At 57.3% G+C, this 5,053-nt stretch carries 5 protein-coding genes; 1 reads left to right on the top strand and 4 read right to left on the bottom strand.

The window, feature by feature from the left end:
- Positions 1 to 108: 108 nt before the first annotated feature.
- Positions 109 to 297, bottom strand: coding sequence for a DUF2065 domain-containing protein (locus R6V78_RS14895; RefSeq protein ID WP_410290166.1), 189 nt, complete (start codon positions 295 to 297; stop codon positions 109 to 111).
- Positions 298 to 444: 147 nt separating this feature from the next.
- On the opposite strand from R6V78_RS14895, the gene gatB reads away from it, so the two are divergent.
- Complete coding sequence (gene gatB, locus R6V78_RS14900) at positions 445 to 1,878, top strand: Asp-tRNA(Asn)/Glu-tRNA(Gln) amidotransferase subunit GatB (protein WP_410290167.1); 1,434 nt, start codon at positions 445 to 447, stop codon at positions 1,876 to 1,878.
- 161 nt (positions 1,879 to 2,039) lie between these two features.
- Here the strand turns inward: gatB and clsB are convergent, their stop codons facing one another.
- From clsB to R6V78_RS14915, 3 genes are all read right to left on the bottom strand, one after another.
- Positions 2,040 to 3,209, bottom strand: coding sequence for a cardiolipin synthase ClsB (gene clsB, locus R6V78_RS14905; RefSeq protein ID WP_410290168.1), 1,170 nt, complete (start codon positions 3,207 to 3,209; stop codon positions 2,040 to 2,042).
- 99 nt (positions 3,210 to 3,308) lie between these two features.
- Positions 3,309 to 4,523: an AI-2E family transporter gene (locus R6V78_RS14910; protein ID WP_410290169.1), complete on the bottom strand. Its 1,215-nt coding sequence runs from the start codon at positions 4,521 to 4,523 to the stop codon at positions 3,309 to 3,311.
- 6 nt (positions 4,524 to 4,529) lie between these two features.
- Positions 4,530 to 4,877: a hypothetical protein gene (locus R6V78_RS14915; protein WP_410290170.1), complete on the bottom strand. Its 348-nt coding sequence runs from the start codon at positions 4,875 to 4,877 to the stop codon at positions 4,530 to 4,532.
- Positions 4,878 to 5,053: the final 176 nt, after the last annotated feature.

Raw genomic sequence — 5,053 nt, forward strand, 5'->3', positions numbered from 1 at the left:
CCATTTTTTCTCATCCCGATCCGCACCCTTTTTTGTCATCCCGAGCGTCAGCGACGGATCTCTTCGAACCTTCCACCGACTCCCGCCGTCTCCCCGATGGCAGATTTTTCACCCCCGCTGGCCGAGGAAGACCGCCGCCAAGCCGAGCCCCATCAAGAAGAGGCCGAAGCGGCGCAGGGCCGCATCCTCCACCTCCAGCACCTGGCGCATCACCTGCTTCATCTTGTCCGGAAAGGCGAAATAAGGCAGCCCCTCCACGATCATCACCATGCCCATGACGGCCAGAAAGTACTTCATGGATTCCGTTGCCTCCAAGCGACCGATTCGATGGAAAGCACCTGTATAAATGGCGCCTTCGCGATTGTCAAAACCAAATGCCCGTCGCCATGATTGACACCCGGGGCCGAATCGGTGTAGTCCGGCGGTGCATTCAGGAGGAGCATCATGCCATTTGAAGCCGTGATCGGGCTGGAGGTCCATGCCCAGCTCAAGACCCAGACCAAGATCTTCTGCGGCTGCTCGGCGGCCTTCGGCGCCCCGCCCAACACCCACGTGTGCCCGGTGTGTCTCGGCATGCCCGGCTCCCTGCCGGTGCTCAACCGCAAGGTGGTGGATTTCGCCCTGCGCATGGCGCTGGCCACCGGTTGCCGGATCGCCCACACCAGCCGCTTCGCCCGCAAGAACTACTTCTACCCGGACCTGCCCAAGGGGTACCAGATCAGCCAGTACGAGTTGCCCATCGCCGAGCACGGGGCCGTGGACATCACCGTCGACGGGGCAAAACGGCGCATCGGCATCACCCGCATCCACATGGAGGAGGACGCCGGCAAGCTCAGCCACGATCCCGACCGTCCCGTGAGCCGGGTGGATCTGAACCGCGCCGGGGTGCCGCTGATCGAGATCGTCAGCGAGCCGGACCTGCGCACCCCGGAGGAGGCCGGCGCCTACCTGCGCAAGCTGCGCACCATCCTGCGCTACCTGGACATCTCCGACGGCAACATGGAGGAAGGCAGCTTCCGCTGCGACGCCAACGTCTCGATCCGCCCCCGAGGCCAGGCGGGGTTGGGAACCCGCACCGAGCTGAAGAACATCAACTCGTTTCGCTTCGTGGAAAAGGCCCTGCACTACGAGATCCAGCGCCAGCGCGAGATCCTGGAAGACGGCGGCCGGGTGGTGCAGGAAACCCGTCTCTGGGACGACGCCCAAAACCGCACCTACGTGATGCGGGGCAAGGAGGAGGCCCACGACTACCGCTATTTCCCCGACCCGGACCTGCTGCCACTGGTCATCGACGAGGCCTGGGTCGAGACGCTGCGCCAAAGCCTGCCCGAGTTGCCCGACGCACGCCGTCGGCGCTACGTGAAAGACTTCGGCCTGCCGGAGTACGACGCCGAGGTGCTCACCGGCGCCCGGGAGTTGGCCGACTACTTCGAGGCCTGCGTCGGCGCCGGCGCCCCGGCCAAGCCGGCAGCCAACTGGATCATGGGCAGCCTGCTCGGGCTGCTGAAGGCGGAAAGCCGCGACTTGGACCACATTCCGGTGTCCGCGCCGGCCCTGGCCGAACTGCTGCGGCTCATCGACGACGGGACCATCTCCGGCAAGATCGCCAAGACCGTCTTCGACGAGATGGCGGCCAGCGGACAAACGGCGGCGGCCATCGTGGCGCAAAAGGGGCTGGTGCAGATCAGCGACGCGGACCAGATCGGCGCCGTGGTGGCGCGCATCATGGCCGCCAACCCCGGCCAGGTGGAGGCTTACCGCTCCGGCAAGACCAAGATCTTCGGTTTTTTGGTCGGCCAGGTGATGAAGGAGACCCGCGGCAAGGCCAACCCCCAGGTGGTCAACGACCTGCTGCGGCAAAAACTGGAGGGCTCATAAAAAGAGGCGGCAAGCAATGCTTGCCGCCTCTTTGCTGACCTTCCGGGCTTGCTCGACCTTGTACTTTTCCACCGGAAATAGAATACCGTTACGCCAAAAAATCAAAATGGCAACACTCTATTGATCAGATTTTAATTAAACTGTCGTCGGGTCGCTTATCTTCACTTTACTTGACCCGGCTTTATTCCCGGGGCATACCCGGCGATTCCGATCATGAGTCGCACCAAGCCAAAACTTAACCAACTCACCAGACGCAGTTGGGTTGATTTTATTTTCCAGTGGTTCTCACTTATCCGCCGCGCCCCGATATCGATCGCTTTTTCCAGGCTGTTTTTTAATTTTATGGCGAATTTTTCATCGTCAACGACAACATTTGCTTCAAGCGATAGCAGCAGGCTGAACGGGTCGAGATTCGAGGATCCAACAGTGGCCCAATGTTCGTCAATCACAGCAACTTTAGCGTGCAGTTGACTCTTGTGGTATTCATGTATCTCGATGCCTGCATCAAGAAAACTATCATACAGGGCCTGTGAGGCATAACGCAGCAACCGATGATCCGTCCTTCCCTGCAACAGTAAAACCACCCGGACACCTCGCCTGGCAGCCTTCACAAGTGCCTGGCGGAAATTCCATCCGGGCAAAAAATAGGCGCTGGCAAGCATGATTTCGCGCCGTGCCTGCCTAATCGCCTGCAGATAAGCGTCTTCAATATCGCGACGGTGGCCGATGTTGTTGCGTTCCAGAAAAGCCGCACGCATCAGCCCTTTGGGTTCCTTTGAAGCAACGCTCCTGTCATTTTCCTTGTCACAGCCGGGACGCAAGCGGCTCCAGGCTACACGCGACCACACGCGGTGAACTGAATCATGAATCGCTTTCACCAGCGGGCCTTCGACACGAACCGCATAGTCAAGGCGCATGGATGGTTGACTCGAGATTTCAATTTCGTCAATGATATTAATGCCTCCGACGAATGCGATCGTCTGGTCCACGACGACAATTTTACGATGCAGGCGACGCAACCGTCGGCGACGTAGTGTCCAGGGCGATGTTTTGGGCCGAAACTTCATCACTTTTGCGCCGGCCGCTTCAAGGTAAACTAAGATGCTTTTCGGCAAACGAATCGAACCGAACCCATCGATCAGCAAGTGGGTTTTTACGCCACGCAAGGCCGCCCGCCTGAGTGCTTCTGCAATGCGTCGTCCTGTATTGTCGTTTTCGAAGATATAGGCTTCCAGATAGATGCTATGCGTCGCCCGATCCAGCGCCGCTTCCATGGCCCGAAAATAAACCTCTGCGTTGGGCAGCAGGGTAACCTGATTGTTTGGAATCATACGGGTCACAGCACGGTAGTCCCTACCCTCTGTGCCAATGTAGGTGAGACACCGACGCCTTGCTAAATTAGTGTAGGGCGGAAAGGAGATCACCTTTCCCTACTTGCTGACGGACTGTTTTTCTTGCAAAGCCCTTCCTGCGAGACGATCCAGGTCTGCGTCCGTTGTGGCGGGAAGGAAACGCTTTCGATAAAGCTCGTCAAGCAGGATATCCACGATGGCAGCCAGAGGGGCTGCGATCAATACGCCCAGCACCCCGAAGGCGGCGACACACAAAAGCATGGAAAAGATCACGGCCAGGGGATGCAGTTTCATACCGTGGGCCACGATGAAAGGGAGGATGACATTGTTCTCCACCACCTGGACCGCAATATAGGCGAACAAGACCCACAACGGGGCCATGCCTCCTTTGCCCAGAGCGAGCAATATTGCGGGTACGGCGCTGAGGATGGGCCCCAGGAAGGGAACCGCTTCCAAAATACCCGCAATCAGGCCGAGGACCAGTGCATCCATGAATCCGAAGACAGGCCACATGAGCAGGAATACGAGCAGGCCAATGGTGAACATTCCCAGCAGTGTCGTCGCGACCCACCGGGGTACAAATTTTCCAATGCGCTGTACGACGATCAGCATCTGCTCGTGATGGCGCTCGGGTGCCAGGGAAAACATCGCCATAAAGATCGGGCGGGGATTCATCAGGGTAAATGTCGCACCGATAAAAACAGTTATCAAAAACACCAGAATATGGGTTACATTGAACGCCATGGTCGTGAAGCGTCCGGCCACGTTCAGCAACATCTCGCTCAAACTCGAACGCAGAGATTTAAACTCCTTTGCGGGTTTGGGGGGTGACTTTTCAGCGCTTTGCGGCAAAGGCTGGGGCTTGCCATCCTCCACCCTGGTTTGGTCAATCTCCAGCGTGACTTCCGCCTGGAGTTTTTCCTCGGAGATCACGACTTGCTGCTCCATTTTGATTAGGGGTTTTTGGAATCTTTCCCAGTAAGACGGCGCCTGTTCCGAGAGATTGGCGACCAGGTTCTTCATGGGGGCGAAAGAAGCCCAGCCCGTTAGGCCTATGACTGAAATCAATACGGCCAAGATCAGTCCCGTTGCGCCTTTTCTTCCGCCCTTCCAAGCGCGCATTCTCGATATTAAAGGATTCACTGCGAGGGAGATCAGAATAATCAATAGAAACGACAACAAAATGGGAGAGAGCAGCGAGAACGACTGAATGAAGGCGTACAACGCCGCTCCCAGGATCACGTACAAAAAAACCGGGAGAGGCGTCGAATTTGGCCTGGAGTCGCCTGCCATGACAGTTTAACGAAAATACGCCAGCGCAATGTCGGAGAGCGCATGAACTACGGGCTGCGCCAGCCGGCCGGCGCGCGTCCTATGGGTGCTGCCGCCCAAAAGAAGGCCTATGCCGATGCCAATCCCCAATGTAATCAGAAGGGTCTTGCCCGGATTGTCTTGGCTGTAATTCTTGGCCTTGTCATAGGTTTCACCGACCTTCTCGGAGGTTTTATCATAAGCATCCCTCACTGTCTGCTCAGCGTGTTCGAAGGCCTCGGCGCCGTGCTCCAGGGTGCTTTTCGTTTTTGCGCCGGAATTGCCCGGTTCTCCTGTCGCTTCTTGTCCGGAGTTTTCGTAATTATTTTTATCCATTTTGTGCTCCTTGGTAGTCTGTTTCTTTGCTGTGCGCTGTGGCCACCTGTTTAACGACACCAAATTCTTGCGCCGATTTGTTACCCTTCCATTTTCCGGTTCATCGTCGAATCACCTCCATGCCGAAATTGAGGCCCTGCATCACCGTCTGCCGTCTGCGCTGTAAAGCTTGCATT

It is taken from the genome of Desulfosarcina sp., from assembly GCF_046496365.1.
Classification (GTDB): Bacteria; Desulfobacterota; Desulfobacteria; order Desulfobacterales; family Desulfosarcinaceae; genus Desulfosarcina.